Source organism: Pseudomonas sp. 2822-15, from assembly GCF_002742515.1.
GTDB lineage: Bacteria > Pseudomonadota > Gammaproteobacteria > Pseudomonadales > Pseudomonadaceae > Aquipseudomonas > Aquipseudomonas salomonii.
Genome location: NZ_LJRY01000187.1, coordinates 337,422 through 363,739 on the forward strand (window position 1 = coordinate 337,422; position 26,318 = coordinate 363,739).

The window sequence follows — 26,318 nt, forward strand, 5'->3', positions numbered from 1 at the left end:
TTAATGCTCGCCCAGGCCTGGGTCCACGCGCTTACCGATATCCTTGAGACGCGCCAGTTGGTCGACCATCCCCGGTGCCTCGTCCATGCTGGTGACGAAGGTCCACAGGTAGGTCATGACCGCGTAGATGTGGCCGGCCTTGACCGCCGGCGACAAAGCCAGCTGGCTGATCGCGACCACAAACAGCAGGGCTGCCAGCGTGCCGAGAAACAGGTACGCGGCGGCCTCGCGGTCGGACAGCCAGATGCGCAGGCGTGACAGCACGTGGTAGTGGCGACGCAAGGTCGGTGCGCCGACTTTTTCCACCAGGCCGATTTCTTTCTCCAGGCGATCATTCAGGCGCTCATGCAGTTCCTGGTTGCGCTGGGCAAAGCGTGGCAGCAGCGTCACGCATAAGAGCAGGGCGGCCAGGCACGCCAGGCCGACCCAAGGCTCAATCACGATCAGCATCACCGCCGCGCCAATAATCGAGACCAGCGCCGTGGCGATAATCGGCACGTGCTTTTCAAAGAAGTCGACGAATTCGCGCGCAAGCACCACCCGTGCGGCGGATTTTGAGGTGCTGTGGTTCTGCAGGCGCTGGTTAAGAATCACCGGCACCGCAAGGTCGGCGTAGATTCGCGTAAAGGTGCGTGTATCCAGCGCCCGTCGCGCCGCGCCGACCACCCAGAACGCCATCACCACCAACGCATAGAACAATGCGCTGGTGGCATCGCCACGGATAATCGAGTCCACCGCAAACCCGGCAAACAACGGGTAGGCCAACAGCAGCGCATTCTCCAGCGCCACCAGTGACAGTGTGCAGAACAGCTTGCCGGGGTATGCCTTGGCGATCGCCTTGAGCGTTTGGCCGGCGGATTGCTGGCCGATTTTCTTGCTTTCTTCAATCAGGATTTGCGGGGTCACGGATGACATGGGTGCACCAAAGGAGTGATAGACGCTATTATTGAGCGACTGCTCAAGTATCCTTGAGCGATCGCTCAAAAAGCAAGCGCCGCTTATCTACCGGCGCCCAAAGGAATTGCCCATGTCGCGTATCGACCGTAAAGACCAGATCATCGCCGCTGCCCTGGAGCTGTTTCGCAGCAAGGGCTTTGCCGATGTGTCCACCCGCGACCTGGCCGAGCATGCCGGACTGTCGCGCAGCCACGTTTATCACTACTTCAGCGACTGGAACGAACTGCGTCGCGAAGCCTTTGTGCGCTTTGCCAATGAGCAATTGGATGAAGTGCGCGAGCCGTTGGCGGATACGCCGCCGCTTGAGGCGCTGGTGGGTTTTTTAGGTGATTGCCTGCCGAGCACCGCTGATGCCGGCTGGGCGTTGTGGCTGGATGCCTGGGACGAAGCCATGCACGACCCGCAAATGGCCCAGGCGTATCTGGTAATAAACGCGCAGTGGCAAGGCATGCTGGCTGAGGTGATTGAGCGAGGCGTGGCTGAGGGGATTTTTCGCTGCGACTCGCCGCAACGCGCGGCCCGGCAAATCTTCGCGTTGGCGATGGGGTATGCCGATGACCTGATGCTCAAGCCGTCTGTGGAATCGGCCGAGGCGGTACTGGATGAGGTCATGGAAGTGGCGCAGCTGCTGTTGGGTTTCTCCGCATAAGGGCTCGGTATTTACACCATTTTACTGTGGCGAGCGGGCTTGCCCCGCGTTGGGCTGCGCAGCGGCCCCGGCTCTACCGGTTGAATCGTATTGGCCGGATCAGGAGCGCTTCGCACTCCAACGCGAGGCAAGCCCGCTCGCCACAAAAGTCCACATGCCACAGAATTTGCGTTCATTAAGCGCTAGCCGACTGCCGCAGGCCGGTACTGCAAGGCCTCCTGCAAATGATGCCGGGCAATGTTTTCAACCCGCTCAAGGTCCGCCAGGGTGCGCGCTACCTTGAGCAGCCGGTGGGCTGCGCGCAGGGACAAGGTCAGTCGCTCGCAGGCGCTTTCCAGCCAGCCTTCATCGGCTTTTGCCAGTGTGCAGTGCTCGCGTAACCCCGGCAGATTCAGAAAGGCATTGGCGCAGCCCTGGCGCTTTTGCTGGCGTTCTCGAGCCTCTGCCACCTGCGCCGAAGCCGTCGCCGTATTATCGCCAGTGTGTTGGGTCGGGTTCAGCGCAGTGGTCTCCCGTGCCACGGTCAGGTGCAAGTCGATCCGGTCCAGCAACGGCCCTGAGAGCTTGTTGCGATAACGCTGAATCTGCTCCGGCGTACACCGACAGCGCCCGCTGGGTTCGCCCAAATAGCCGCAAGGGCAGGGGTTCATGGCGGCCACCAATTGAAAACGTGCCGGAAAACTCACCCGGTCGCGGGCGCGGGAGATCACGATATGCCCGGATTCGAGCGGCTCGCGCAGCACTTCCAGCACCTTGCGATCAAACTCCGGCAGCTCATCCAGAAACAGCACGCCATGATGGGCCAGGGTAATTTCCCCCGGCTGCGGTTTTGACCCGCCGCCCACCAGCGCCGGCCCCGACGCTGAATGGTGCGGTTGACGAAACGGACGGTGCGGCCAATGGCTCAACGGCGCCAGGCTGACCACTGACTGAATGGCCGCCACTTCCAGGGCTTCCTGCTCACTCAAGGGCGGCAGCAAACCAGGCAGGCGGCTGGCGAGCAAGGTCTTGCCGGTGCCGGGTGGGCCACTGAACAGCAGGTTGTGCGCGCCCGCCGCCGCAATCAGCAGTGCGCGCTTGGCGGCAAGCTGGCCTTGCACCTCACTCAGGTCCGGGTAGGGCTTGTTCAGGTACAGCAAACCGTCGGACTTATACGGCTCAATCGGCACCAGCCCATTCAGGTGCGCCACCACTTGCAGCAGGTGGTCCACTGCAATCACCTTCAACCCCGACGCCAGGCACGCCTCCTCGGCATTTGCCCGCGGCACTATCACGGTGCGCCCGGCCTTGCGTGCGGCCAGCGCGGCCGGCAGCACGCCTTTGACCGCCCGCACCTCACCGGACAGGGCCAATTCCCCCAGGCATTCCACGTCATCGAGCATCAATGCCGGCACCTGCACGCTGGCGGCCAGGATGCCCAAGGCAATCGCCAGATCAAAACGCCCGCCATCCTTGGGCAGGTCGGCGGGCGCCAGGTTGAGGGTGATACGGCGGGCCGGGTATTGCAGCGCACAGTTGAGGATGGCGCTGCGCACGCGGTCCTTGCTTTCCTTGACGGCGGTTTCCGGCAGGCCCACCAAGGTAAGCGATGGAAGACCATTGGCCATATGCACTTCGACGGTAACGGCGGGGGGGTCTACGCCAATTTGGGCACGGCTGTGGACGATGGCGAGGGACATGCTCGTTCCTTGAGTGGGAGGCCGCTTCCTGCGGGTTTTTCAAGGGTAGTATTAAAATTTTGAGGTGCTAATTTAATTTGCAGTCGGAAATAAAGCAAAATATTGCGAGTAGATTTTTAGCCATAGGTAAGCGGCTAGACTACAGTCCTGATCAATAAAATTCGGTAACTTCTGAACAAAATACTTCGAGTTGTGTAGGCCGGAACTATAAGCGCCAGCCTCGCGTTTTATCATGCGGCCTTAGGCGGTTCTGGAGGCCATGGGTCAGAGGGGGGCGGAGCGGGTGGTATTGGAGGGGAAACTTTAGATACTAGATCTTGGACAACTTTACTTTCTATCGTTTGGTATGGGTCTAGGTACTCGGTTCCTATATGCAGAGCTTCGATTTTTATTATGTCTATGGCCATACCTGATTTGTCTTTTCTATCTCCTCGGGCTACGAAAAATGATGCATATTTGCTGGGTGAAACGCCAGAGAACGTTTCGAATAGAGTTTTTCCAGCATGATTTGCATCAGTAGTTATAGCATCTTCATGCAAGTCAAGCGCTAGGCTTTTTTCATAGGGTTCGATGTAGACAACTCGCTGAATTCCAGCAGCGATAATGTGGCGTGCGCAGTTGTGGCACGGAAACGTAGTCGTGTATAGCACGCAAGAGTCTGTCGAATTGCCTTGGGATCTGGCTAGGCCAAGAATTGCCTCCATTTCCGCATGGATCGCACGAGAAAACTCAATAATTGAGCCGGCTCTAGTTTCCTTTTGGATAAGTTTGGCAAGCTCTGATTTAATCTCGTCGGTAACAGTTACTTTTGAGCTAACAATTGCCACAATATCTTGGATAAGGGCGGACTTGTGGATATCGTTGTAGCATTTCCCTCCATGATATATACAGCGTTGGTCGTTTTCAGTGTCGGATGTGTAAAGTCCTCCACCAAATTTCGGGACGTCATTCCAACCTAGGGAAATGACATTTCCTTCTTTGTTTGCGATTGCAGCGCCAACCTGCCTGCTTAGACAGGCCGATTTTAGGGAGGCCGAATAGGCGGCGTACATTCCAGATTCATCTTTGGTCGGCGTAACGCCGTTTTTGCCATGGACCAATGCTACAAAACGCTGGCAAGGAGCAAAAAGATTGGAAATCGAATCTTGATTATTTCTAATGAAGTAATCAGCTAGTTGTACGGTCTTTTCCAGCTTTTGTCCGTACGTTGCATTTATTTCGTTTCGGTCTCGATCAATTAAGTATTGAGCTTCATGCCCTGGGATTTTTTCTGTTCGCGTTAGATAATTGAATCTGACATTTTGCGGGCTTAAAACACCTATTAAATAAAATATTTCACCGTAAACCAGTTTAAAAAGCTCCACCTCTTCGGGGTGTTTGAGTTGGTCAATTATATAGATGGTTTTTGGTGGTTTGTCCGTATCAACCTTTGACATTGCTGTATCACGTTTAGTTGCCACGCTAGCCATTGAGAGAGCAGCTAATATCTGTGGATCAAACTGTTGTCTTAGGTTGTTTCCGAGGTCTTGAAGGGTTGTGTAACGTTCTTTGCCCGCAGTAGGCTCAAGAGATAAGTGTTTAAGGTTATCGGGAAGCCCGTTTTTTTTGTAATGAGCCTTTATTATGTCGCTGATTTTTATATGTTCAGTGACATAACCGTACTCTTCAAACTGGGTGCGAGTAGTTCTTATCACATCTGCTAAGTTGCAGCCGACTGGACCGCAAAACGCGATAATTATCTCATCACTGCGACGACCTTCTATTCGCTCTCTGATATCGCGAGTATTAGTAGTTTTGTCGTTGCTAGGTGAGGCTCTTTCCTTAGAAATTGGTACTGACATTCATCGCGCCCTTGAACGCGAGACAAAAGGTCTACCCTTTGTTACCAGTCTACTTTTTGCGCTCGCGCTAGAATATTTTTAATGGCTTTATTGTATTCGTTTTCGGCTTTTTTTTCTTTGAAAGCAGCGAAGCCGACGATGTTGGAGTTCTGATTTTTGTCCTGTTGGACTGATTTATCATTTTGATAAACATTTGTATCGTCAGATCTCTTCATTTCCGTTTCCTTTCTCCCGTTGAAGCGCGGAGCGTGGGCTTTCAAAGTCGGTGCATTCTACAGTCGCCAAACACAAAATCAATGTCTTTACAATCGATAGGTTAGCTTGTTGTTTCTTCCTGGCAAGCCTGGAGGCCAAAAAGCCTCCGTGTGATGACGGAAGGAGTTTTCTCATAGCTCTGGGTCACTTAACAACAATCACGCAGCATTTATTTTGTAAAACCATCCATCAGATGAGATGGCATAAAGCCTCCTGAAATCGTCAAAAAACCGTGCAGATGTGCTGGGGGGAGCCCTCTCGGAGGAAGCAGGTTCCTCCCCATACACAGTTTTACTGGTACCAACAGAGTAAATTCCCCTTCATCAGATCAGGAGGTGCAATTGTGATACGCGTTTCCACCAAGGTGACTTTTTGTGCCTGGGTTGCTCAGGCTCCGGAAGCATATGTGGAACATCTTGCAGTCGAATCCATGCTTGGTTGTTCCAATGCAAAAGACTTAAAGACATTTGTGGCCAATCAAGCAAGCTGAGCGATGGGCGTTCACAGTGGACGCTTGCCTTCGCATCACGCATAGCTGGGACCAAGTCATGTGTCAGCCATTCACGAAGGCTTCGATATTCAGGACAGTAGTGGTAAACCAGCAGCGCATAGATGCCGGATTCGCTGATCAGTAGCGTCCGTTCAACGGCACCATGATGGAGCACCTTGCGGTACTGACGCTGATCCGGATCAAGCTTACGCAACGCTCGCTCGTCCAAATAAAGCCTCAGCAATCGACCCAAATCACGTGCGCTGAACCAAGCCTGGTTCTCCAGTAAAAGCGCATGAAGATGCAGATTGTGCCGCGTAAACACATGAGGAATGAGGTGATCGTTTTCCATGGTGCAGTACCCATTTTCGCTTGAGAGGACTGCCGTTTACCGTCGCCAAACGATAAGGGTGGCAGCTGCGTGCGGGTTGGCGAGCCGGTGCAAGCGAATACCGGCAGACCCTGAGGTCTCCCACACGCAGCCGCCATAAAACGAGCCGGGGCTAATGCCCGGTATCGGATGGTGGACGCTGTGCGTCGCAAGCTTTCCGGGTCGCCAAACCCAGCGCTGAATTTTCAGCAGCGAGCAGCCTAAAGAGATGGGGCGTGGCGATGCTATCGGAAAGCGTCAGCGCATGTCGTAGGAAGATTCCTGAAGACATTCGCTGGAAGACGATAGTAGGAAGACCATTGCAGCCTTCCCATCAGTTTCAAGAAATCTGTTTATTCAGCAGCGGGTGGCGTCAACCGCGCTTCCAGCTCCGCCACCTTCGCTTCCAGACTCTCCAGCCGCGCACGGGTGCGGGCCAGTACGACCATCTGGCTGTCAAATTCTTCCCGGCTCACCAGGTCGAGCTTGCTGAAGCCGCTTTGCAGCAGGGCCTTGAACTGGCTTTCGATTTCGTTGCGGGGCAGCGGGGTTTCGCCGCTGAACAGGCGAGAGGCGTGGCCGCTCAGGGCGTCGAGGAGGTCTTTGGGCGCGAGCATGGGAAATATTCCGGAAAACTGTTGGCCGGCAGTGTATCACGCAGCGTCTATAGTCTTTTTTACGGCCGCGGGCGCACGCTTTTCGCGCAGAGGGGCGGGCGGCTGCGCACTGTTTTTGTGCGCATTGGTGCCGTGCAAACGCCCTGCGGGTGGGCATAAGTGGGCAAAGGACTGATTTCAGTGATTTTTACGGAGCTGGCAAGGTTTCTGCTTAGACGATCATGACCCATGCACTGATGCAGTCGCTGTGACGAATGCAGTGCGCCGACGGATCAGGGGTACAGGTTTCGTCACCAGTGGTTCGCTGGCGTCGCGACGGCAAATGCCGAGGCGACGACGCGTTACAAAGCCAGGCACTGCGCTTAGACTTGAGACGGGTTTGTTTTCCTGGGGCAAGTCCACCAATTCGGGAGAGAGTTTTCATGAAGCTAGTCACTGCCATCATCAAGCCGTTCAAGTTGGACGATGTTCGCGAGTCACTGTCCGAGATCGGCGTGCAGGGCATTACCGTTACTGAGGTCAAAGGCTTCGGTCGGCAGAAGGGTCACACCGAGCTGTATCGCGGCGCGGAATACGTGGTCGATTTCCTGCCAAAGGTGAAGATTGATGTCGCCATTGACGACAAGGATCTTGACCGGGTTATCGAGGCGATAACCAAGGCGGCCAACACCGGCAAGATCGGTGACGGCAAGATCTTTGTGGTCAATCTGGAACAGGCTATTCGCATCCGTACCGGCGAAACCGATACCGACGCAATCTAAGCCGCCAAACCCCCAACGCCCCAGGAGAAAACAATATGACTCTGCGTAAATTCGCAGGGCTAGGAGCCCTGTTGTCCCTCGTAATGCCGGCCCTGGCATTGGCGGCGGACCCAGCCCCTGCTCCAGTCCTCAATTCCGGCGACACGGCGTGGATGCTCACATCCACCGCGCTGGTACTGTTCATGACCATTCCGGGCCTGGCGCTGTTCTACGGCGGCATGGTGCGCTCCAAAAACATTCTTTCCGTGATGATGCAGTGCTTCGCCATCACCGGGCTGATCACCATCCTGTGGTTCGTTTACGGCTACAGCATGGCGTTCGACACCACCGGTATGGAAGCAGGCGTCGTCAACCTCAACTCGTTCGTGGGCGGCCTGTCCAAACTGTTCCTGTCGGGTGTAACCCCGGCGAGCATCACCGGCCCTGCGGCGCTGTTCCCTGAGGCGGTGTTCGTCACCTTCCAGATGACCTTTGCCATCATTACCCCTGCGCTGATCGTCGGTGCATTCGCCGAGCGTATGAAGTTCTCCGCGATGCTGATCTTCATGGGCGTCTGGTTCACCCTGGTCTACGCGCCGATTGCTCACATGGTGTGGGGCGGTCCGGGTTCGTTGCTGGGCGACTGGGGCGTGCTGGACTTTGCAGGCGGCACCGTGGTGCACATCAACGCCGGTGTGGCCGGCCTGGTGGCGTGCCTGGTACTCGGCAAGCGTAAAGGCTTCCCGACCACCCCAATGGCGCCTCACAACCTGGGTTATACCCTGGTCGGTGCAGCCATGCTGTGGGTTGGCTGGTTCGGCTTCAACGCAGGCTCTGCTGCTGCTGCCAACGGCACTGCCGGCATGGCGATGCTGGTGACTCAAATTGCTACTGCTGCCGCCGCACTGGGCTGGATGTTCGCCGAGTGGGTCACCCACGGTAAGCCAAGCGCACTGGGCATTGCCTCGGGCGTAGTAGCCGGTCTGGTTGCAATCACTCCGGCTGCCGGCACTGTTGGCCCGATGGGTGCTCTGGTCATCGGCCTGGCAGCGGGCGTGGTGTGCTTCTTCTGCGCCACCACCCTGAAACGCAAACTGGGCTACGACGACTCCCTGGACGCCTTCGGCGTGCACGGTATCGGCGGTATCCTTGGCGCGATCCTCACTGGCGTGTTCGCAGCGCCATCGCTGGGCGGCTTCAATGCGGCCACCACTGACATCGCGGCGCAAGTCTGGATCCAGTGCAAAGGCGTGGGTTTCACCGTGATCTACACGGCCATCGTGACCTTCATCATTCTCAAAGTGCTGGACATGGTGATGGGCCTGCGGGTGACCGAAGAAGAAGAGGCGGTGGGCCTCGACCTGGCGCAACACAACGAACGCGGCTACAACTTGTAAGTACGCGAAAAAAAGATGCCCGGCTTGCCGGGCATTTTTTTGTCTGGGGTTTGTCTGTGGCTAAAGGCGGATGGGTTTTTTGCCGAGTTTGTGATGGGATCCACACGGCACTTTTAAGGGTGCGAAAGTCTTACGTGCATGTAGGCGTATTCGACACTTTGTTTTTTCCCAGACCGCGCTAGAATGCGCGCCGATGGGCGGAGAACTGTATGTGGCAACAGACCCTGATTACCCTGCGGGCCAAGCCCCGGGGCTTTCACCTGGTAACGGATGAGTTGCTTGCCGGCGTGCCTGAGTTAAAGGCTTGCCGAGTAGGCCTGTTGCATCTGTGGCTGCAGCACACCTCGGCCTCGTTGACCATCAACGAGAATGCCGACCCGGCGGTTCGCCGTGACTTCGAGCGTTTTTTCAACTCGCTGGTGCCGCAAGGGCGCGCAGGGTTCGAACATAACGACGAAGGTCCGGATGATCTGCCGGCGCACTTCAAGGCCAGTCTGCTGGGCTGCCAGTTGAGTTTGCCGGTCAAGGCCGGCCGCTTGGCGATAGGGACTTGGCAAGGTGTTTATCTGGGCGAGCACCGAGATCATGGCGGTGCTCGTAAAGTCCTCGCCACGTTGCACGGTGATGGGGCATAAGCCACTGGAAACCCGGTGGATATTGATTTTTTTCCGGCGACCTCGACAGAGGGTGAAGCTGGGCTATAACTAATCTGCTTTTCGCAAGTCATGAGGTAGAACATGAGCGACGATGATCTGGAAAACGACGACCTTGAAGTAGGTGACGACGACGAGGCCGAAGAAGGCCTTGAAGCGGCAGCTGAAGACGTTGCTGACGACGACGGTGGCGATGATGCACCCGCCCCGGTGGCCAAAGGCAAAGCCAAGGCCGCTGTCTCGGTAGACGAACTGCCGAGCGTTGAAGCCAAGAACAAAGAGCGCGATGCGCTGGCCCGTGCGATGGAAGAATTCCTCGCTAAAGGCGGCAAAGTGCAGGAAGTCGAGGCCAACGTGGTGGCAGACCCACCGAAGAAGCCGGATAACAAGTACGGCAGCCGACCTATCTGAGGTCAGCAGCTGCTTGTGAGAAAAAGCCCGCCGTCGCTGCGGGCTTTTTCATGCCTGAAACAAATTCTTAAAATTCATTGCCTAGCCCTGTGGGAGCTGGCTTGCCTGCGATAGCGGTCTGCCTGACCCACCGCTATCGCAGGCAAGCCAGCTCCCACTTTGAATCTTCAGCGTGACTGCCAGCTGCGCAGCAGCTCCGGCAATTCCGTCAGGCTGCGAATCTCGGCATCCGGCAGCTTATCCGCTTCCCACGCCTTGCCCGTCGGGTTGAACCACACCGCGCGAAGCCCGGCCTGCTGCGCCCCGGCGATGTCATCGCCAGGATGATCGCCAATATGCACGGCTTGACTTGCATCCACGCCACCGCGTTGCAAGGCTTCCTGAAACAGTCGCGCATCCGGCTTGGCGATGCCGATATCCTCGGCGCGCAGGGCAAAGTGGAAGTAATCCGCCAGGCCTACGCGTTGCACGTCGGCATTGCCGTTGGTGATCACGCCCAGCAGGAAGTGCTGGCGCAGCGCCTGCAGCATGGGCTCCGCTTCCGGGAACGGAGTGAGCTGGTGACGGGCGTGAATAAACGCTTCGTAGCACACGTCCGCCATCTGCGTAGCTTCAGGCTGTGGGTAACCCGCCTGTTCAAACGCGTGCGTCAGGACCTTGTGACGCAGGACGCTGATGCGATATTTAAGCTCTGGATGGCGCTCCAACACCTGTTGGCGAAGGCTGGCGAAATGCTCCAGGGGCAAGTCGCCAACCTTGGAGGCGTTAACCGCCAGCCATTCGCGCATCGACGCCTCGGCGTTGATGATGACGGGTACGTTGTCCCAGAGCGTGTCGTCCAGGTCGAAGGTGATCAGCTTGATACTCATGAGTCGCCGCCCTTGATGCGTTTGGCCCGTGGATGGGCGCTGTCGTACACCGTCGCCAGGTGCTGGAAGTCGAGGTGGGTATAGATCTGCGTGGTCTTGATATCGGAGTGGCCGAGCAGCTCCTGCACGGCGCGCAAGTCCTGGGACGACTCCAGCATATGGCTGGCAAAGGAGTGGCGCAGCATATGCGGGTGCAGGTTTTGCCCCAGTTCGCGCTCGCCGGCCGCCTTGACCCGCACCTGAATCGCCCGTGGCCCCAGGCGTCGGCCTTGCTGGCTGACGAACACCGCGTCGTCGGCCGGGTTGGTCAACAGGCGCAGCGGCAACCACAGCTGCAAGGCTTCGCGGGCCTTCCTGCCCACTGGCAACACGCGGGTCTTGCTGCCTTTGCCGAGCACTTGCACCAGGCCGTCCGCCAGGTCCAACTGATCCAGGTTCAGGCCGGTCAGCTCCGACAGGCGAAGGCCCGAAGAATAGAACAGCTCCAGAATCGCCTGGTCACGATGGGCCAGGAAGTCGTCCTCAACAGCGCCGTCCAGCAATTGCAGGGCACGGTCGGTGTCGAGGGTTTTGGGCAGGCGCCGTTCGCCCTTGGGCGGCGACAGGCCGTTGGCTGGGTCGTGGTCGCACAGGCCTTCGCGGTTAAGGTAATGATAGAGGCCGCGTACCGCCGAGAGCAGGCGTGACAGGCTGCGCGAAGATTGGCCCGCCTGGTGCAACCGCGCGATCAGGCTGCGCAGGCTCTGGATATCCAGCGCCTTCCAACTGCTGATCTGGTGTTTTTCGCAGTACGCCAGGACCTTGTTCAAGTCCCGTCGATAGGCTTCCAGGGTGTGGGGCGACACCTGGCGCTCGTTGCGCAGGTGAGCGCAATAAGCGTCCAGTTGCCGTTCCATGGCTAGCGCACCGCGCGCAGGGTAGTGGTGTGGCGCGGCAAGACGCGGCCCAGCACTTCGGCGATGTAGGTCAAGAACAGCGTGCCCACCGAGCTTTTGTAGTGCGCAGGGTCACGGCTGGCAATTGCCAGCACGCCGTGCAAGCCTTGATGGCTGAGGGCGACTACGGCGGTGGAGCCGATCTGCTTGCGCTGTTCGGCGCCAAACAGGAAATCCAGCTCGTGTTCACGCAAGGTGCCGCTGATGGTCTTGCCTTCCGAGAGCAGGCCGCCGATTGCGGTTTGCGCGTCGCCGCCGCTGACCCAGCGGCCCACCGGCATCGGGTTGTCGCTGAACAAAATCAGGCTGACAAACGGCACCTGGAAGTCCTGGCGCAGGCTGTCTTCCACGGCGATGACCGTTTCTTCCAGGCTGTTGGCGTCCATCAGGGTCAGGATCAGGCGGCGGGTCTTGTCGAACAGGCGGTCGTTGTCGCGGGCCACATCCATCAGGTGTGAAAGCCGATGGCGCATCTCGATATTGCGCTCGCGCAGGATCTTCATCTGCCGCTCCACCAGCGACACGGTATCGCCACGCTGGTGGGGGATGCGCAGGGCGGGCAGCAGTTCTTCGTGTTCGACGAAGAAGTCCGGATTAGCCTCAAGGTACGCCGCGACAGCAGCGGCCTCCAGACTTTCGCTTGGGGTTGCTTGGGCGGGTACTTGAGGCTTATCGGTCATTAGCTTGGCTCACTCATAGACGGACCTGTCCTTCGTATACACGCGAGGCCGGCCCGGTCATCATCACCGGGTGGCCAGGGCCTGCCCACTCGATGGACAGACGTCCACCAGGCAGGTCGATCAGCAGCGGCGAATCCATCCACCCCTGGCTGATCGCGGCGACGGCTGCGGCGCAAGCACCGGTGCCGCACGCCTGGGTTTCGCCGGCGCCGCGTTCCCATACACGCAGTTGCGCACGGGTACGGTCGATCACCTGCAAAAAGCCCACATTGACCCGTGCCGGAAAGCGCGGGTGATGCTCGATCTTCGGCCCCAGCTCATGCACCGGGGCGTTATTGATGTCGTTGACCCGCAGCACGGCATGGGGGTTGCCCATGGAGACGGCTGCGATGTCGACGGCTTTGCCTTCTACGTCCAGCACGTAACTGGCGGCCTGCTCAGTGGCCTGAAACGGAATATCCGCCGGCACCAGGCGCGGCGCGCCCATGTTGACGCTGATCTGGCCGTCGCTGCGAATATCCAGCTCGATCACGCCGCTCTTGGTTTCGACGCGAATCTGGCGCTTGGCGGTCAGGCGCTTGTCCAGCACAAAGCGCGCAAAGCAGCGCGCGCCGTTGCCGCATTGTTCCACTTCGGAACCGTCGGAGTTGAAGATCCGGTAACGGAAATCCACCTCCGGGTTGCTCGGCGCCTCAACGATCAGCAACTGGTCGAAACCGATGCCGGTGTGACGGTCGCCCCACTGTTTGGCGTGCTTGGGCAGGATGTGCGCGTGCTGGCTGACCAGGTCAAGGACCATGAAATCATTACCCAGCCCGTGCATCTTGGTAAAACGCAGCAGCATGGCTTACTCCGGCAGCAGGCTTTCGCCAGCATACAACTCGGCTACCGTCTCGCGGCGACGCACTTCAAACGCTTGATCACCGTCCACCAGCACCTCGGCGGCACGGCCGCGGGTGTTGTAGTTGGAACTCATGACAAACCCGTAGGCACCGGCCGAATGCACGGCCAGCAGGTCGCCTTCCTCCAGCGCAAGCTGACGATCCTTGGCCAGGAAGTCGCCGGTCTCGCAGATCGGGCCGACGATGTCGTAGGCACGGCCTTCACCCTCGCGCGGGGTTACGGCAGTGACGTCCATCCACGCCTGGTACAGCGCCGGGCGGATCAGGTCGTTCATCGCCGCATCAACGATGGCGAAATCCTTGTGTTCGGTGTGCTTGAGGTACTCGACCTGGGTCAGCAGCACGCTGGCGTTGGCAACGATATAACGGCCCGGCTCGAACATCAGGGTGAGGCCACGGCCTTCGGTGCGCTCGCGCACAGCCTTGATGTAATCGGCGATCAGCGGCGGTTCTTCATCGCGATAACGCACACCCACGCCGCCGCCAAGGTCGATGTGTTGCAGATAGATGCCGCACTCGCCAAGGCGTTCGGTCAGTGCCAACAGGCGGTCGAGCGCATCGAGGAACGGCGGCAGGGTGGTCAGTTGCGAGCCGATATGGCAGTCGACACCCAGCACTTCCAGGTTCGGCAGCTGTGCGGCACGGATGTACACGTCCTCGGCGTCGGCAATGGCGATGCCGAACTTGTTCTCTTTGAGACCGGTGGAGATGTACGGGTGCGTGCCGGCATCGACGTCCGGGTTGACGCGCAGGGAGATCGGCGCGCGAACGCCCATCTCGGCGGCGACCACTTGCAGGCGCTCCAGCTCGTCGGTGGATTCGACGTTGAAGCAATGCACGCCCACTTCGAGGGCGCGACGCATGTCTTCGCGGCTCTTGCCGACGCCGGAGAAGACGATCTTGTCGGCCTGGCCGCCCGCAGCCAGAACACGTTCCAGTTCGCCACGGGAAACGATGTCAAAACCAGCGCCGAGACGCGCCAGGACATTCAGTACACCCAGGTTGGAGTTGGCCTTGACCGCGTAGCACACTCTGTGTGGAACGCCTTGCAGTGGGTCGGTGAACGAGCGGTATTGGGCTTCGATGTGCGCACGCGAGTACACATAGGTCGGGGTGCCGAACTGCTCGGCAATCGCGGACAGCGCCACGCCTTCCGCGAACAGCTCGCCGTCCCGGTAGTTAAAAGCGTCCATGATGTTCCCTTAGTAAGTGTCGTGCTTATGCGCTTTTGCAGCTTTTTGCGACGACTGTGCCTGGTCGTTCGGGTCTTTGCTGTCATCGGGCAGGTACAGCGGGCCTTTTTGACCACAGGCACTAACGAGGCAAGCGACCGCGACGAGCGCAGCAAGGGAAGAGATCAGGCGCTTCATGGCGAAATCCTTGAATATGCATTAATTGCGCCCGAGTATACCGACCACCCGCCAGCTTGCCTATGCGCCGTAATACCCGTCCGGCGGGGGTTTGCCGAGCATGCCGCGATTCGGCCTACGCTAAATGAGGATATTTCACGCGGCTGCGGGTAATGAAATCGGTATCCTTTGCAATCATCATGGCGCGTCCGTATCGTGCGCCGCTTGAGCGTGACCAGACACTTTTCGAGGTTCCCACAATGAGTTTGACCGAAGCCCGTTTTCACGACCTGGTGGATTCGACCCAGCAGGCGCTGGAAGATATTTTCGACGACAGCGGCCTGGACGTGGACCTGGAAAACTCGGCTGGCGTGCTGACCGTCAAGTTTGAAAACGGCACCCAGCTGATCTTCAGCCGTCAGGAACCGCTGCGTCAGCTGTGGCTGGCGGCGCGTTCGGGTGGTTTTCATTTCGACTACAACGAAGAAGACAACAACTGGCAGTGCGATACCAGCGATGAGCTGTTAAGCGAAATGCTTGCACGCCTGGTCCAGGAACAAGCCGGCGCTGAGCTGGACTTCGACGAGATCTGATCGTGACCCAGCCTGCGCCTGTACGCCCGCCCAAGCCGCTGTTCAGCAATGTCAGCCCGGCAGTGCCGTCACCTTGTATCAGTTTGTGTCGCCTGGACGAGCAAAAAGTCTGCCTCGGCTGCTACCGGCACGTGGAAGACATCCGTGAATGGCGCTCCGCCGACGATGCCCGGCGCCGGGTGATCTGCGCCGAGGCCGAGCAGCGCAGGGCGCGCGCCTGAGGCCGTCTTGTTTATTTGTGACGCTGTGGTAGTGTCCGGGTACGCCTCAACTCATCGAGGCCCGTGAGAACCCCGCCTTTTCCTGGCGGGGTTTTGCTTTTTTGTGCAGAAAAAAGGAGTCTGCCTGAATCATGACCGCACCTTCCATCATTCTTACCCGTCTTGACGTGCAGCGTCTTGAGCAACTGATCGACCGCATGGACGAGACTCAACCGGGTGTTGTCGCGCTGCAAGCCGAGCTCGACCGTGCCGAAGAAGTGGTTGGCCACGATGAAGTGCCTGCAAGTGTCGTGACCATGAACTCCAGCGTACATTGCCGTGAGCAAGGCAGCGGCAAGGACTACCACCTGACCCTGGTTTATCCCAAGGATGCCAACGCCGACGAAGGTAAAATTTCGATCCTGGCACCGGTAGGCAGCGCCTTGCTTGGCCTGCAAGTGGGCCAGCACATCGACTGGCCGGCGCCGGGCGGCAAGACGCTGAAGCTTGAACTGCTCAGCGTTGAAGGCCAGCCCAAGGATGGCGGCGCCTTCCCTCTCTAAATCTGGCTCAGCGCTGCATTCAGCGACAATTCCAGCTCGGCCTTGTAACGCAGATACAAGTTGCTCGGGCTTTGCACATCACCGAGCAGGCCGGACAGGTCCAGGTCGGTGATGTAGCAGCGGTAACGCTCGGTCTCCCGGCGCTGCCCGACGATTTCCTGGGCCACTATGGCAAACAGTTGGTCGCCGAACTCCAACTCGGAAAACTCCCGTTGATTGCAGTACAGCGTGATGCCGACCTGGCCGGGTGCGGCTTTGCCGATAATCGCTTGCACGTCATAAAACGGCTTGTTGGCCGGGTTCTGCGGCGCCGGTCGAGGCTCAATGCCGCGCGCGCGTTGATTGCCAGACGGCAACAGTTGGTAATACAAAATCTGCACTTCACCCAGCGGCTGTTGTGCGTCCAGCGGCGCCAGCGCTTCGCGGCGATAGATGATCGATTGCAGGAAGCGCTGCAGTGGCGCCAGCAGGCTTTGCTCATCATGAAACGGCAAGCGTTGCTGCCACAGCGCGTTGAACTCATCCAGCACATACAGCTGGGCGAAGCCTTCATTGACCCGGTAGAACACCTGCACACAATCAGCCAGGCCCATGGGCAGCAGCAGGGCCAATTCGTGGTCTTCCAGGGCCATGGCGTCCAGGTGCAACGGGCTGTAGCTGGCCAACTCTTCGCTGAGGTAGGCGATCAGCGCATCCTGGTTGGGTAGGGGCACGTGAGTGGCCTGGCCCGGCGTCAGTTCCATCACGTGATAGTGCTGCTGCACCTGCAGCAGGTAGCGATGATTGGACTGGCCAAGCAGCAGGTTCTGCACGGTATCGAAGATTTCTTCCACGCGCTGAGCAATGAACTGCGCACGGTTGTGGCAGAAGCAGTGCACCCGCAGGCGTGGCAGGTGGTTCGGCGGCAGCTGATTGAGGTAGTCGCGCAGGCAGTCGAGCAGTGCGTGAGGGCCGTCGTAGCGGCTGACCAATACCTCGTTCCAACTGTTGAGCGTGACCTGATCCAGCGTCAGCACCAGGTTGTCGCGCACACCGGCGTAGCTCAGGGAATCAGTGCGCTCGGTGGTCATCAGGATATTCAAGTCGCGGTGATGCTTGAGCGGGTCGACGCCGACGTTGATCAGCAACAGCACCTCTTCCGGTACCGCCGAGCGCAGCAGGCGGTCTTCATCGACGCTGGCCAGGGGCAGGGCGATCGTCTGTTGCAGGCAGCCCAGCAGGTTGAACAGCTCGAATTCGGTCATGTCGCTGACGCCTGGGTGCAAGGCCAGGCGTGTGCTGCTGTCGATCACACCGTTGCGATGGCACCAGGTGAGCATTTCCAGCAGATCGCGGCTGCGCTTGATCGGCGCGAAGTGCTCCCATTCCAGCGCCGTGAGGTTGCCGTTGTACAAGCCCCAGTGGTGCTGACCGGGTTCTTTGCGGTTGGGCGATTGCACCAGGGTCAGGGTGTCTTCGGCCAAGTCCGGGGCGATGCCGGGGTTGATGAACTCGACCTTGCCGGCCTTGCGCTCAAACGCGGCATACAGGCGCCGACCCAGCACATTGAGGTCGCGCTTGTTGATCAGGCTGACGGTCTGCTCGGTGCGGGCGAATTGGGTGAGAAAGCGGTAGCTGTAATTGAGTTCGCTGACCAGTGCGCGGCGCTCCGAGGCGACCTGGCGCACTTTCCACTGGCTGCGGCTGTCGAGCAAGGCCAGCTGGCGCTGGTCCCAACCCCATTCATGGGCAAGGCGCTCCAACAATAGCCGCTGCCAGCTGGTGCTGCGCTGGCCGGCGCTGAGCTTGCGATTGACCTTCAAGTACAGCGCACGGCGCACCAGCTCCAGGCGTTCGGGTTCATTGCGCGCCTTGAGGTATTCCTCGATACGGCGGTAGACCACGATATAGGGGTCCAGCTCATCCAGGTCCATCTGATTGGCAAACACCGCACGTTTGAAGCGCAGGCTCAAGCAGTGCACGTTGGGGTGCTCGCTGGCGTACACCTCGGTCAGCAGCAGCTTGAGCACCGATTTGTAAGGCGACTCGATGCCCTTGAACAGTTGCCACAACCCCGCGCCGATAAATTCGCCCGGCGGGATGTGCGCCAGGTGGCCGAGGTCCAGGGTTTCATCGGCGCGGATAAAACGTTTGGAGATCAGCGCGTGGGTGAATTCGGCGTAGCGGGTTTCTTCATAGACCGGTACCAGCCACCAGATTGGCGTGCGCCCGGCGAGCCAGATGGCGGTGCGGTAGAACTCATCCAGCAACAGGTAATGCTGAGTCGTACCGCAGTCGTCGGAGCTCAGTTGGGTGTCGCGCTCGCCCGAAACAAAGCGCGTCGGCTCGATCAGGAAGAAATGCGCCTCGGCGCCCATGGTCAGCGCCCAGGCTTCCAGCAACTGGCACTTTTTGCGCAGCTCGGCGAGTTCGCTCTCGCCAAGGTCCGCAGCGTGGCAGACCCACACGTCCATGTCGCTCTGGTCCGCCTGGGCCAAGGTGCCGAGGCTGCCCATCAGGAACAGACCATGGATCGGCTGCGGCGGGTTGCCATGGCGCGGCTTGTAGGAGAACGAGCGGGTCAGGCGCTGGGCTTCGGTGAGGGCCTGGGCGTCGGGTTCGAAGTTTGACAGGCCCGCTGGCGTGCTGCCCGAGACATAGCCGGGCAACAGCGGGTGGTTGACGTGAAAAAACAACGGCAGCACGGTCAGCACGCTCTGTTGGCGTGGCGTCAGCCCTTCGACGGCCCGGGCCATGCGGCCTGCATTGAGGGCCATAAAGCGCGCGCGCAGCTGGGTCAGCACCTTGCGGTCGATGCCTTCGTCCAGGTCGGGGCGGATTTCATGGGTGCGGGTCATGTCTGAGTCGTTGGCTCGCAGAGCCCGACGTGGGCGGCCGTGTAGGAGTTTACAGCCAGAAGCGTAGGAGGTTTAGATGATATGTGGCTTTTTGACGTCAGAATTTTGTGCCGCCCACAGCAACGCCCTCAGAGTCCGCAGCAGACGGACTCCATGGGCGAAAGTAAGGTGTCAGGCAGCTTCTTTGGAGGTAGCGGTAGTCAAGATGGTCAGCAGGGTTTGCGCTTGTTCTGCGGCGTCCCGGCCAAGGCTGGTCAGGTAGCCCCCGTCCGGCTGGTCGATAAGGCCTTTGGCATGAAGGCGTTTGGCAGCGGCGATGGCAGTAGACGCGGCGGTCTGGTGGACTTTCAGACCTTCCTTGGTGCTGTCCAGATTGAAGAGTGCAAGGATTTCCAGTTCGGCAACCAACTCAGGGGTATACGACATAAGGACTCCAGACTTTCTAAGAATTTTTTAGAGGCTAGCAGGCCATAAGGTGAACGCACTTTGTCGAACTGTCCAGTGTGTTGCCGCTTGTTGGATTTATTGCTTTTCGGGCGGCAATTCCGGCAGAGCACGCAGTGCAGTTTCATACCATTCGGTATTGAAGGCTCGGTCCTCTTCCAGCAGGGCGTCGATCTCCACTGCAAGCACGTGGGCCATCAGTTGCAGGATCTCTTCACGTTCGTAGCCCACCAGGGTCAGCTTGTTGAAGGTGGCCTTGGCCGCTGGCGGGGTTTCGCTTTCGATCTGGTTCTCGATGGCTTCGATCAGGGTGGTTTCGGCGAATTCTTCTTCGTCGTTGTCGATATCGGTTGGCTCGCTCATGGCAGGCTCCTCAAGGAAAGGGCGCCAGTCTACCGCCATTCAGGCAACTGATGCTGCTGGTCAAGCGGGCTGCAGGGATCTATAACGCTTGCAGCCAACCCCACACCCGGCCTGGAGGCATTCGCAATGCTCAAGCTTTACGGATTTTCGGTCAGCAACTACTACAACATGGTCAAACTGGCGTTACTGGAGAAAGGCCTGCCATTCGAAGAAGTGCCGTTTTACGCAGGCCAAACCCCTGAAGCCCTGGCCGTCAGCCCGCGCGGCAAGGTGCCGGTGCTGGGGGTCAAACAAGGCTTTATCAACGAAACCAGCGTGATCCTCGAGTACATCGAGCAAACGCAGGAAGGCCCGTCATTGCTGCCCGCCGACCCGTATCAGCGCGCCGAGGTGCTGGCGTTGTGCCGGGAGATCGAGCTGTACATCGAGTTGCCCGCCCGCGCGTGTTTTGCCGAGGCGTTCTTTGGTATGCCGGTGCCGGACGCGATCAAGGAAAAAACCAAGACTGAGTTGCTGCTGGGGGTTGCTTCTTTGGGCCGGCACGGCAAGTTCGCGCCCTATGTGGCGGGTGAGCGTTTCACGATTGCCGATCTGTATTTCATGTACAGCGTGAACCTCGCCTGCGCGGTGGGCGAGAAGCTGTTTGGTGTGGATTTGCTGGCGGATTTGCCGAAGGCCAAGGCGTTGCTCGAGCGCCTGCATGAGATGCCCAACGCCAAGAGGGTGGCGGCGGACAGGGAGGCGGCGATGCCGTCGTTTATGGCGATGATTGCGGCCAAGAAGTAAATATTTGGCGGCTGGGATGACGTCATCGCGAGCAAGCCAGCTCCCACCTTTTGAATTGTGAACCCATTCAAGTGTGGGAGCTGGCTTGCCTGCGATGCTTTTAGCTTTTAGCGGCTGGCGAGCAGTTCCTGGCCGCGCACAACGGCTGCCTTGACCTGCGCCGGCGCAGTGCCGCCCACGTGGTTACGGGCATTCACCGAGCCTTCCAGGGTCAGCACGGCGAACACGTCCTGTTCGATCTGGTCGCTGAACTGACGCAGTTCTTCCAGGCTCATTTCCGCCAGGTCCTTGCCGGTGTCCACGCCGTATTTAACAGCATGGCCGACGATTTCATGGCAGTCACGAAATGGCAGACCACGACGCACCAGGTAGTCCGCCAGGTCGGTGGCGGTGGAGAAACCGCGCAGCGCCGCTTCACGCATGATCGCGTGCTTGGGCTTGATCGCCGGGATCATGTCGGCAAACGCACGCAACGAGTCGCGCAGGGTGTCGGCGGCATCGAATAGCGGCTCTTTGTCTTCTTGGTTGTCCTTGTTGTAGGCCAGAGGCTGGCCTTTCATCAAGGTCAGCAGGCCCATCAGCGCGCCGAACACGCGGCCGCTCTTGCCACGCACCAGCTCCGGTACATCGGGGTTTTTCTTCTGCGGCATGATCGAACTGCCGGTGCAGAAGCGATCCGGCAGGTCAATGAACTGGAATTGCGCGCTGGTCCACAGCACCAACTCTTCGGAGAAACGCGACAGGTGCATCATCGCAATGCTGGCGGCGGCGCAGAATTCGATGGCGAAGTCGCGATCCGACACGCCGTCCAAAGAGTTGCCGCCCACGGCGTCGAAACCCAGCAGCTGCGCGGTGTATTCGCGGTCGATCGGGTAAGTGGTGCCGGCCAGCGCGGCGCTGCCTAACGGCATGCGGTTGGCGCGCTTGCGGCAGTCCACCAGGCGCTCGTAGTCGCGGCTGAGCATTTCGAACCAGGCCAGCAAATGATGGCCGAAGGTCACGGGCTGCGCGGTTTGCAAGTGGGTGAAGCCGGGCATGATGGTGCCGGACTCTCGCTCGGCCTGCTCCAGCAGGCCTTTTTGCAGGCGGGTGATTTCGGCCAGGATCAGGTCGATCTCGTCACGCAGCCACAGGCGGATATCGGTGGCCACCTGGTCGTTACGGCTGCGACCGGTGTGCAACTTCTTGCCGGTCACACCGATGCGATCGGTGAGGCGCGCTTCGATATTCATGTGCACGTCTTCCAGGTCGACGCGCCAGTCGAACGTGCCGGCTTCGATCTCACCGCGGATGGTGGTCAGGCCGTCGATGATGCTGTCGCGCTCGGCGTCGGTCAGCACGCCGACCTTGGCCAGCATCGTGGCGTGGGCGATCGAGCCCATGATGTCGTGGCGGTACAGGCGCTGGTCGAAGGTGACGGAGGCGGTGAAGCGCGCGACGAAGGCGTCGACGGGTTCACTGAAGCGGCCGCCCCAGGACTGGTTGGTCTTGTCGGTGCTCATGGATTCGCTCGTGATCTGCTTAAAAGAGGCGTGGAGGTGTGCCGCCGATAATAACAGGGTTGCCCGTGGAGGCGATGCTGCGGGTGATCGGCATTTTTATTTGCGCCAAGGATGGCTAAGTGCCTTGCCGTCGAACGCATCCGGGACGAGACTGGAGGCAGGCGTTAATTGAAACGATATTTGACGATTGAGCAATATCGTCTCAGCGAGCGTCTACAGTTGCACTGATAGAGCATGAATGCACCAAAGTCGGGTGATGCGGTCATAGCCCAGACTATCCATTAAAAAAGGGGGGTATTCGGATTGTGTATCAGCAAACCCTACGACGATGCCCAAAGGCAGCAGGTCTTGGGCGCAATTGAACAGGTCCGGGTAAATTTGGGTGCCGCTGCCGGGGCACTTTTTGCCGCTCGCGCTAGTCTTAGCGTGGATCGCTGTGACGCAAGTCACCGCACCTGTCTACGCTATCCTTGTGCGAGACTCACGCAGGAATCCAGCGCAATATGAATGTCCTGATCGTTGATGACGAACCCCAAGCCCGCGAGCGACTGAGCCGTTTGGTCAGTGAACTCGAGGGTTATACAGTCCTTGAACCGAGCGCCACCAATGGCGAAGAGGCGTTGACGCTGATCGACAGCCTCAAGCCGGACGTGGTGTTGCTCGATATCCGCTTGCCGGGCCTTGATGGCCTGCAAGTCGCCGCCCGTTTGAGTGAGCGAGAGTCGCCACCTGCCGTGGTGTTGTGCGCCGCACAAGAAGAGTTTTCCACCGAGGCCCTGGAAGCCAGCGGTGTCAGCTTTATCGTCAAGCCGGTGACGGGTGAAGCATTGCTCAAAGCGCTCAAAAAGGCCGAGCGCCCGAACCGCGTGCAACTCGCTGCGCTGACCCAGCCGGCTGCCCAAAGTGGCAACGGGCCGCGCAGCCATATCAGCGCACGGACCCGCAAGGGCATCGAACTGATCCCGTTGGGCCAGGTGGTCTACTTTATTGCCGATCACAAGTACGTGACCCTGCGACACGAGGCCGGCGAAGTCCTGCTCGACGAGCCGCTCAAGGCCCTTGAAGATGAATTTGGCGACCGCTTCGTACGCATCCACCGCAACGCACTGGTGGCCCGCGAGCGAATAGAGCGCCTGCAGCGCACGCCTTTGGGGCACTTCCAGCTGTTCCTCAAAGGGCTTAACGGCGATGCCTTGATCGTCAGCCGACGCCATGTCGCCGGCGTGCGCAAGATGATGCAGCAGCTTTAGCCCAAGGGCTGTAGCGAGGCCTGCATTCCTTTATCCCGGTGCGATGTGGCCAGGGAGGCCCCGCACTTGCTGATTCAAATCAAAGCGTGTTTGCCTGAGCTGTTATTATCTGCCGTATCTATTCAGTACGGATTGATCCATGTCCTCTCGCGAAATCCGCATCGCCACCCGTAAAAGCGCCCTGGCCTTGTGGCAGGCCGAATACGTCAAAGCGCGCCTTGAACAGGCCCACCCAGGCCTCAAAGTGTCCCTGGTGCCCATGGTCAGTCGCGGCGACAAGCTGCTCGACTCGCCGCTGTCGAAGATCGGCGGCAAGGGCTTGTTCGTCAAGGAGCTGGAAACCGCGCTGCTGGAAAACCAAGCCGACATCGCCGTGCATTCGATGAAAGACGTGCCCATGGACTTCCCCGAAGGCCTGGGCCTTTTTTGCATCTGCGAGCGCGAAGACCCGCGTGATGCGTTTGTTTCCAACACCTACGCATCCCTGGATGACCTGCCGTTGGGCAGCATCGTCGGCACCTCCAGCCTGCGTCGTCAGGCGCAATTGCTGGCCCGTCGCCCGGACCTGCAGATTCGTTTTTTGCGCGGCAACGTCAACACCCGCCTGGCCAAGCTGGATGCCGGCGAATATGACGCGATCATCCTTGCGGCTGCCGGCCTGATCCGCCTGGGTTTTGAAGACCGTATTACGTCGGCCATCAGCGTCGAAGACAGCTTGCCCGCCGGCGGGCAGGGCGCAGTCGGCATTGAATGCCGCACCGCCGACAGCGAAATACATGCTTTGCTCAAACCCCTCGACCACCACGACACCGAAGTGCGTGTCACTGCTGAACGTGCCCTCAACAAGCACCTCAACGGGGGCTGCCAGGTGCCGATTGCCTGCTACGCGGTGCTTGAAGGTGAAAACCTCTGGCTGCGTGGCTTGGTCGGTGATCCGGACGGCGGCACGCTGCTCACCGCCGAGGTGCGTGGGCCACAGCGTGACGCGACGGCCTTGGGCATCCAGGTCGCAGAGCAGCTACTGGGCAAGGGCGCCGGCGCCATTCTGGAAAAAGTCTATGGCGAGGCCGGCCCACAGTGACCGATTGGCGCGTGCTGCTGACGCGGCCCGCCGAAGAGTCGGCGGCCGTGGCTGCGTTGTTGGCCGAAGCCGGTATTTTCAGCAGCAGCTTGCCGTTGCTGGATACCGAAGCCTTGCCCGTCACGCCCGAGCAACAGGCAGTTTTTGCTGAGCTGGGCCGCTATAGCGCGGTGATTGTGGTGAGCAAGCCGGCGGCACGCCTGGCTGTGCAGCAGTTGCAGCAGCCCTGGCCATCGTTGCCGTGGTTCAGCGTGGGCGCTGCCACCGCGCAGGTACTGGCCGATCACGGTCTCACCGTTCACTATCCGCAAACCGGCGACGACAGCGAAGCCTTGCTTCAATTGCCGGCCTTGCGCGAGGCTGTCGCACGCCCCGGTGCGCGGGTGTTGATCCTGCGTGGCGAGGGCGGCCGGGAGTTGCTGGCTGAGCGTTTGCGTGAGCAAGGTGCTAGTGTCGATTATCTGGAGTTGTATCGGCGTTTCCTCCCGGCCTACGCTGCCGGGGTGCTGATGCAACGCATCCAGTTGGAACGCTTGAACGGCCTGGTGGTCAGCAGTGGGCAGGGTTTTTTACACCTGCAAGCCCTGGCCGGCCCCGATTGGCCGAAGGTGGCGCAGCTGCCGTTGTTCGTGCCCAGCCCTCGCGTGTCTGACATGGCGCGGGCCGCTGGTGCAGAAAAAGTTGTGGATTGTCGCGGCGCGAGTGCCGCGGCTTTGTTAGTGGCGTTGCGCAGCGCTGCCTCTTAAGGCATGCGGCGCCCACTCTCTGATACGCAAAGGACGGATACGTGAGCGAAACAGCCTTGCCTAAAGATGAAACCCAACCCGCACTTGATGCGCCGGTTGAGTCACAGGTCGCCGCGCCACGCCGTGGCAATGGCCTGGCGGTTGTGGCCCTGTTGCTCGGTGCTGCAGGCGTTGCCGCCGGCGGTTGGGGGATCTGGCAGGTCCGTGCCCTGCAAGCCAGCAGCCAGCAACAGCTGGGCCAGGTGCAGACCCTTGATGATCAATCCCAATCCCTCAAGCAAAGTCAGCAACAACTGGCGGCGCGCCTGGCGCAGTTGCCTGGGGCGGACGAGCTTGAGGAGCGCCGCCGGCTGGTCGCCCAATTGCAGGGTGACCAGCAGCGCCTGAGCCAACGCTTGGAAACCGTGCTGGGCGCCAGCCGCAAAGACTGGCGCCTGGCCGAGGCTGAACACCTGATCCGCCTGGCCAGCTTGCGTCTCTCTGCCTTGCAGGACATCAACAGCGCCCAGTCACTGGTTCAGGGTGCCGACGAAATTCTGCGTGAACAAAGTGACCCAGGCGCCTACGCCGCCCGTGAGCAGTTGGCCAAGAGCCTTGCCGCGCTGCGCAGTACCGAGCAACCCGACCGCACCGGCCTGTACCTGCAACTGGCCGCACTGCGTGATCAGGTCGTGGCGCTTGCGGCTATCGCACCGGAGTATCAGCTCACCGAACCTGCAGCCGAAGGGCGCTCGACCACAGATACGGAAAATCGCCTGAAACAGTGGTGGGAGCAGATCTCTCGCTACTTCCGTATCGACTTCAACCCTGATGACAACATTCGTCCATTGCTCGCCGGCCAAGGCCTGAATCAGGTGCGCCTGGCGTTGAGCCTGGCGCTGGAGCAGGCGCAGTGGGCCGCGCTTAACGGCGAATCGGCGGTGTACAGCCGCTCGCTGGGTGAGGCGCGCAGCGTGCTGCAGGACAACTTCAACCAGGACAATCCGCAGAGCAAGGCGATGCTGGCGCGCATTGCCGAGCTCGAGCCCAAGGCTGTCTCGGTGGTGACGCCGGACCTGGCCACCAGCCTGGCCGCAGTGCAGGCCTACCTTGAGCGCCGTCATCTGTCTGCCGATGAAGCCAAAGCGTCGGCGGGCACGCCGGCGACCCAGGAGTAGAG

29 protein-coding genes are annotated in these 26,318 nt (G+C 59.5%); 13 read left to right on the forward strand and 16 right to left on the reverse strand.

Annotation, left to right across the window (positions count from 1 at the left end):
* The gene (locus tag AOA59_RS16305) at positions 1-915 is read right to left on the reverse strand and encodes an ABC transporter six-transmembrane domain-containing protein (RefSeq protein ID WP_170036726.1); all 915 of its coding nucleotides are present in this window, start codon (positions 913-915) and stop codon (positions 1-3) included.
* A 112-nt stretch (positions 916-1,027) separates the two neighbouring features.
* Here AOA59_RS16305 and AOA59_RS16310 point away from each other — a divergent pair, with 112 nt between their 5' ends.
* Positions 1,028-1,606, forward strand: coding sequence for a TetR/AcrR family transcriptional regulator (locus tag AOA59_RS16310; RefSeq protein WP_099488307.1), 579 nt, complete (start codon positions 1,028-1,030; stop codon positions 1,604-1,606).
* 182 nt (positions 1,607-1,788) lie between these two features.
* Here AOA59_RS16310 and AOA59_RS16320 read toward each other — a convergent pair whose 3' ends face one another.
* The 5 genes from AOA59_RS16320 to AOA59_RS16335 all read right to left on the reverse strand — a co-directional run bounded on the left by AOA59_RS16320 (position 1,789) and on the right by AOA59_RS16335 (position 6,858).
* Complete coding sequence (locus AOA59_RS16320; RefSeq protein ID WP_099488309.1) at positions 1,789-3,285, reverse strand: YifB family Mg chelatase-like AAA ATPase; 1,497 nt, start codon at positions 3,283-3,285, stop codon at positions 1,789-1,791.
* Positions 3,286-3,515: 230 nt separating this feature from the next.
* On the reverse strand, positions 3,516-5,126 hold the full coding sequence (locus AOA59_RS16325; RefSeq protein WP_099488311.1) for an anti-phage dCTP deaminase: 1,611 nt from the start codon (positions 5,124-5,126) through the stop codon (positions 3,516-3,518).
* A 41-nt stretch (positions 5,127-5,167) separates the two neighbouring features.
* Complete coding sequence (locus AOA59_RS32410) at positions 5,168-5,341, reverse strand: hypothetical protein (protein WP_158235252.1); 174 nt, start codon at positions 5,339-5,341, stop codon at positions 5,168-5,170.
* A 363-nt stretch (positions 5,342-5,704) separates the two neighbouring features.
* Positions 5,705-6,223 carry a Bro-N domain-containing protein gene (locus AOA59_RS16330; RefSeq protein ID WP_099488313.1) on the reverse strand — a complete coding sequence of 173 codons (519 nt, stop codon included), beginning with the start codon at positions 6,221-6,223 and terminating at the stop codon, positions 5,705-5,707.
* Between the two features lie 371 nt (positions 6,224-6,594).
* A complete protein-coding gene (locus AOA59_RS16335) occupies positions 6,595-6,858 on the reverse strand; it encodes an accessory factor UbiK family protein (RefSeq protein ID WP_058421153.1) in 264 nt (87 codons plus the stop codon).
* A gap of 422 nt (positions 6,859-7,280) precedes the next feature.
* Here AOA59_RS16335 and glnK point away from each other — a divergent pair, with 422 nt between their 5' ends.
* The 4 genes from glnK (at position 7,281) to sutA (ending at position 10,059) form a co-directional block, all read left to right on the forward strand.
* Positions 7,281-7,619, forward strand: coding sequence for a P-II family nitrogen regulator (gene glnK / locus AOA59_RS16340; protein ID WP_002555808.1), 339 nt, complete (start codon positions 7,281-7,283; stop codon positions 7,617-7,619).
* Between the two features lie 35 nt (positions 7,620-7,654).
* Positions 7,655-8,995, forward strand: coding sequence for an ammonium transporter (locus AOA59_RS16345; RefSeq protein ID WP_056860809.1), 1,341 nt, complete (start codon positions 7,655-7,657; stop codon positions 8,993-8,995).
* A 209-nt stretch (positions 8,996-9,204) separates the two neighbouring features.
* Complete coding sequence (locus AOA59_RS16350; RefSeq protein ID WP_017135898.1) at positions 9,205-9,630, forward strand: secondary thiamine-phosphate synthase enzyme YjbQ; 426 nt, start codon at positions 9,205-9,207, stop codon at positions 9,628-9,630.
* Positions 9,631-9,732: 102 nt separating this feature from the next.
* Positions 9,733-10,059: a transcriptional regulator SutA gene (gene sutA, locus AOA59_RS16355; RefSeq protein ID WP_056860807.1), complete on the forward strand. Its 327-nt coding sequence runs from the start codon at positions 9,733-9,735 to the stop codon at positions 10,057-10,059.
* Between the two features lie 167 nt (positions 10,060-10,226).
* On the opposite strand, the gene AOA59_RS16360 is transcribed toward sutA, so the two are convergent.
* From AOA59_RS16360 to AOA59_RS16385, 6 genes are read right to left on the reverse strand one after another with little or no spacing between them, the layout of a single operon-like run.
* Positions 10,227-10,928 (reverse strand): HAD family hydrolase, encoded by a 702-nt coding sequence (locus tag AOA59_RS16360; protein WP_099488315.1) that lies wholly within the window; start codon positions 10,926-10,928, stop codon positions 10,227-10,229.
* The gene (gene xerC / locus AOA59_RS16365) at positions 10,925-11,824 is read right to left on the reverse strand and encodes a tyrosine recombinase XerC (RefSeq protein ID WP_099488317.1); all 900 of its coding nucleotides are present in this window, start codon (positions 11,822-11,824) and stop codon (positions 10,925-10,927) included. Before xerC ends, AOA59_RS16360 begins: the two co-directional genes overlap by 4 nt.
* Positions 11,825-11,826: 2 nt before the next feature.
* Entirely contained in the window at positions 11,827-12,543 is a 717-nt protein-coding gene (locus AOA59_RS16370) for a DUF484 family protein (protein WP_099488319.1), read from the reverse strand.
* Between the two features lie 13 nt (positions 12,544-12,556).
* A complete protein-coding gene (gene dapF / locus AOA59_RS16375) occupies positions 12,557-13,387 on the reverse strand; it encodes a diaminopimelate epimerase (RefSeq protein WP_056860804.1) in 831 nt (276 codons plus the stop codon).
* Between the two features lie 3 nt (positions 13,388-13,390).
* Entirely contained in the window at positions 13,391-14,638 is a 1,248-nt protein-coding gene (gene lysA, locus AOA59_RS16380; protein WP_065931881.1) for a diaminopimelate decarboxylase, read from the reverse strand.
* 9 nt (positions 14,639-14,647) lie between these two features.
* Positions 14,648-14,815, reverse strand: coding sequence for a lipoprotein (locus tag AOA59_RS16385; protein WP_017134995.1), 168 nt, complete (start codon positions 14,813-14,815; stop codon positions 14,648-14,650).
* 239 nt (positions 14,816-15,054) lie between these two features.
* On the opposite strand from AOA59_RS16385, the gene cyaY reads away from it, so the two are divergent.
* The 3 genes from cyaY to rnk all read left to right on the forward strand — a co-directional run bounded on the left by cyaY (position 15,055) and on the right by rnk (position 16,150).
* Entirely contained in the window at positions 15,055-15,387 is a 333-nt protein-coding gene (gene cyaY / locus AOA59_RS16390) for an iron donor protein CyaY (protein ID WP_099488626.1), read from the forward strand.
* 2 nt (positions 15,388-15,389) lie between these two features.
* Positions 15,390-15,608 (forward strand): DUF1289 domain-containing protein, encoded by a 219-nt coding sequence (locus AOA59_RS16395; protein ID WP_056860802.1) that lies wholly within the window; start codon positions 15,390-15,392, stop codon positions 15,606-15,608.
* A 131-nt stretch (positions 15,609-15,739) separates the two neighbouring features.
* Positions 15,740-16,150 (forward strand): nucleoside diphosphate kinase regulator, encoded by a 411-nt coding sequence (gene rnk, locus AOA59_RS16400; protein ID WP_065931880.1) that lies wholly within the window; start codon positions 15,740-15,742, stop codon positions 16,148-16,150.
* Here rnk and AOA59_RS16405 read toward each other — a convergent pair.
* The 3 genes from AOA59_RS16405 to AOA59_RS16415 form a co-directional block, all read right to left on the reverse strand.
* Entirely contained in the window at positions 16,147-18,987 is a 2,841-nt protein-coding gene (locus tag AOA59_RS16405; RefSeq protein ID WP_099488321.1) for a class I adenylate cyclase, read from the reverse strand. The two genes, rnk and AOA59_RS16405, sit on opposite strands and share 4 nt — an antisense overlap.
* Before the next feature lie 171 nt (positions 18,988-19,158).
* A complete protein-coding gene (locus AOA59_RS16410) occupies positions 19,159-19,413 on the reverse strand; it encodes a TIGR02647 family protein (protein WP_099488323.1) in 255 nt (84 codons plus the stop codon).
* A 96-nt stretch (positions 19,414-19,509) separates the two neighbouring features.
* A complete protein-coding gene (locus AOA59_RS16415; protein ID WP_056860799.1) occupies positions 19,510-19,794 on the reverse strand; it encodes a hypothetical protein in 285 nt (94 codons plus the stop codon).
* Positions 19,795-19,920: 126 nt separating this feature from the next.
* Here AOA59_RS16415 and AOA59_RS16420 point away from each other — a divergent pair, with 126 nt between their 5' ends.
* A complete protein-coding gene (locus AOA59_RS16420; RefSeq protein WP_099488325.1) occupies positions 19,921-20,580 on the forward strand; it encodes a glutathione S-transferase family protein in 660 nt (219 codons plus the stop codon).
* A gap of 107 nt (positions 20,581-20,687) precedes the next feature.
* Here AOA59_RS16420 and argH read toward each other — a convergent pair whose 3' ends face one another.
* A complete protein-coding gene (argH, locus tag AOA59_RS16425) occupies positions 20,688-22,082 on the reverse strand; it encodes an argininosuccinate lyase (RefSeq protein ID WP_065931876.1) in 1,395 nt (464 codons plus the stop codon).
* A 503-nt stretch (positions 22,083-22,585) separates the two neighbouring features.
* Here argH and AOA59_RS16430 point away from each other — a divergent pair.
* From AOA59_RS16430 to AOA59_RS16445, 4 genes are all read left to right on the forward strand, one after another.
* A complete protein-coding gene (locus AOA59_RS16430; protein ID WP_099488327.1) occupies positions 22,586-23,332 on the forward strand; it encodes a LytTR family DNA-binding domain-containing protein in 747 nt (248 codons plus the stop codon).
* A 139-nt stretch (positions 23,333-23,471) separates the two neighbouring features.
* On the forward strand, positions 23,472-24,413 hold the full coding sequence (hemC, locus tag AOA59_RS16435; RefSeq protein ID WP_099488329.1) for a hydroxymethylbilane synthase: 942 nt from the start codon (positions 23,472-23,474) through the stop codon (positions 24,411-24,413).
* Positions 24,410-25,159, forward strand: a complete 750-nt coding sequence (locus AOA59_RS16440) for a uroporphyrinogen-III synthase (protein WP_065931874.1) — start codon at positions 24,410-24,412, stop codon at positions 25,157-25,159. Before hemC ends, AOA59_RS16440 begins: the two co-directional genes overlap by 4 nt.
* Before the next feature lie 41 nt (positions 25,160-25,200).
* Positions 25,201-26,316, forward strand: a complete 1,116-nt coding sequence (locus tag AOA59_RS16445; RefSeq protein WP_065931873.1) for a uroporphyrinogen-III C-methyltransferase — start codon at positions 25,201-25,203, stop codon at positions 26,314-26,316.
* Positions 26,317-26,318 lie beyond the last annotated feature (2 nt).

What these genes read in the sequence shown, in the direction of transcription:
- xerC (WP_099488317.1), bottom strand. Translation starts at nt 11,824, where the DNA reads ATGGAACGGCAACTGGACGCTTATTGCGCTCACCTGCGCAACGAGCGC.
- AOA59_RS16430 (WP_099488327.1), top strand. Translation starts at nt 22,586, where the DNA reads ATGAATGTCCTGATCGTTGATGACGAACCCCAAGCCCGCGAGCGACTG.
- AOA59_RS16385 (WP_017134995.1), bottom strand. Translation starts at nt 14,815, where the DNA reads ATGAAGCGCCTGATCTCTTCCCTTGCTGCGCTCGTCGCGGTCGCTTGC.
- AOA59_RS16415 (WP_056860799.1), bottom strand. Translation starts at nt 19,794, where the DNA reads ATGAGCGAGCCAACCGATATCGACAACGACGAAGAAGAATTCGCCGAA.
- rnk (WP_065931880.1), top strand. Translation starts at nt 15,740, where the DNA reads ATGACCGCACCTTCCATCATTCTTACCCGTCTTGACGTGCAGCGTCTT.
- AOA59_RS16405 (WP_099488321.1), bottom strand. Translation starts at nt 18,987, where the DNA reads ATGACCCGCACCCATGAAATCCGCCCCGACCTGGACGAAGGCATCGAC.
- cyaY (WP_099488626.1), top strand. Translation starts at nt 15,055, where the DNA reads ATGAGTTTGACCGAAGCCCGTTTTCACGACCTGGTGGATTCGACCCAG.
- AOA59_RS16360 (WP_099488315.1), bottom strand. Translation starts at nt 10,928, where the DNA reads ATGAGTATCAAGCTGATCACCTTCGACCTGGACGACACGCTCTGGGAC.
- AOA59_RS16325 (WP_099488311.1), bottom strand. Translation starts at nt 5,126, where the DNA reads ATGTCAGTACCAATTTCTAAGGAAAGAGCCTCACCTAGCAACGACAAA.
- AOA59_RS16370 (WP_099488319.1), bottom strand. Translation starts at nt 12,543, where the DNA reads ATGACCGATAAGCCTCAAGTACCCGCCCAAGCAACCCCAAGCGAAAGT.
- hemC (WP_099488329.1), top strand. Translation starts at nt 23,472, where the DNA reads ATGTCCTCTCGCGAAATCCGCATCGCCACCCGTAAAAGCGCCCTGGCC.
- lysA (WP_065931881.1), bottom strand. Translation starts at nt 14,638, where the DNA reads ATGGACGCTTTTAACTACCGGGACGGCGAGCTGTTCGCGGAAGGCGTG.
- AOA59_RS16335 (WP_058421153.1), bottom strand. Translation starts at nt 6,858, where the DNA reads ATGCTCGCGCCCAAAGACCTCCTCGACGCCCTGAGCGGCCACGCCTCT.
- AOA59_RS16420 (WP_099488325.1), top strand. Translation starts at nt 19,921, where the DNA reads ATGCTCAAGCTTTACGGATTTTCGGTCAGCAACTACTACAACATGGTC.
- AOA59_RS16305 (WP_170036726.1), bottom strand. Translation starts at nt 915, where the DNA reads ATGTCATCCGTGACCCCGCAAATCCTGATTGAAGAAAGCAAGAAAATC.
- AOA59_RS16310 (WP_099488307.1), top strand. Translation starts at nt 1,028, where the DNA reads ATGTCGCGTATCGACCGTAAAGACCAGATCATCGCCGCTGCCCTGGAG.
- AOA59_RS16410 (WP_099488323.1), bottom strand. Translation starts at nt 19,413, where the DNA reads ATGTCGTATACCCCTGAGTTGGTTGCCGAACTGGAAATCCTTGCACTC.
- AOA59_RS32410 (WP_158235252.1), bottom strand. Translation starts at nt 5,341, where the DNA reads ATGAAGAGATCTGACGATACAAATGTTTATCAAAATGATAAATCAGTC.
- argH (WP_065931876.1), bottom strand. Translation starts at nt 22,082, where the DNA reads ATGAGCACCGACAAGACCAACCAGTCCTGGGGCGGCCGCTTCAGTGAA.
- sutA (WP_056860807.1), top strand. Translation starts at nt 9,733, where the DNA reads ATGAGCGACGATGATCTGGAAAACGACGACCTTGAAGTAGGTGACGAC.
- AOA59_RS16330 (WP_099488313.1), bottom strand. Translation starts at nt 6,223, where the DNA reads ATGGAAAACGATCACCTCATTCCTCATGTGTTTACGCGGCACAATCTG.
- AOA59_RS16350 (WP_017135898.1), top strand. Translation starts at nt 9,205, where the DNA reads ATGTGGCAACAGACCCTGATTACCCTGCGGGCCAAGCCCCGGGGCTTT.
- glnK (WP_002555808.1), top strand. Translation starts at nt 7,281, where the DNA reads ATGAAGCTAGTCACTGCCATCATCAAGCCGTTCAAGTTGGACGATGTT.
- AOA59_RS16320 (WP_099488309.1), bottom strand. Translation starts at nt 3,285, where the DNA reads ATGTCCCTCGCCATCGTCCACAGCCGTGCCCAAATTGGCGTAGACCCC.
- AOA59_RS16345 (WP_056860809.1), top strand. Translation starts at nt 7,655, where the DNA reads ATGACTCTGCGTAAATTCGCAGGGCTAGGAGCCCTGTTGTCCCTCGTA.
- dapF (WP_056860804.1), bottom strand. Translation starts at nt 13,387, where the DNA reads ATGCTGCTGCGTTTTACCAAGATGCACGGGCTGGGTAATGATTTCATG.